Consider the following 427-nt stretch of genomic DNA (forward strand, 5'->3'; position numbering starts at 1 on the left):
GTTGGCGGCGCGCCATCCTGATCGCATTCGCCGTGTGATCTCCATCAACGGGCCAGCGCCGTTCGGCCAGCCCAGCCTGCTCGAACGGCTGACGGCAAACGCGCAGGTGTCGCCGTGGTTTCAGTGGGTCGCGCGTGCGCAGTCCGAAGGGCGTCTCGACACCGTGCTGGGGGAGCTTGGCTACAACATCCTCAGCACGCTCAAACTCAACGGTTTCGAGAACCACGCATGCATCAATAACACGTGGCTGCGTGCTTATGGCGCACCGTTCTCCACGCCTGACGAATGCGCGGGCGCGATCGGCTGGGCCAAGGGGTTTGCTACAGGAGCGCATCAATTCGAGATGCCGGATGCGGTGGCCAGGCAGGCCATCCAATCCAAACCGGCCCTGGCGATCTGGGGGATGGCCGACCGCACGCTGCATGCC

1 protein-coding gene is annotated in these 427 nt (G+C 64.4%); it reads left to right on the forward strand.

Going from position 1 to position 427, the window contains the following annotated elements:
- On the forward strand, nucleotides 1-427 hold a 427-nt coding region (locus RVY79_RS17525; protein ID WP_317465767.1), incomplete at both ends, for a hypothetical protein.

The sequence above is a fragment of the Chromohalobacter sp. HP20-39 genome, from assembly GCF_033052815.1.
GTDB lineage: Bacteria > Pseudomonadota > Gammaproteobacteria > Pseudomonadales > Halomonadaceae > Chromohalobacter.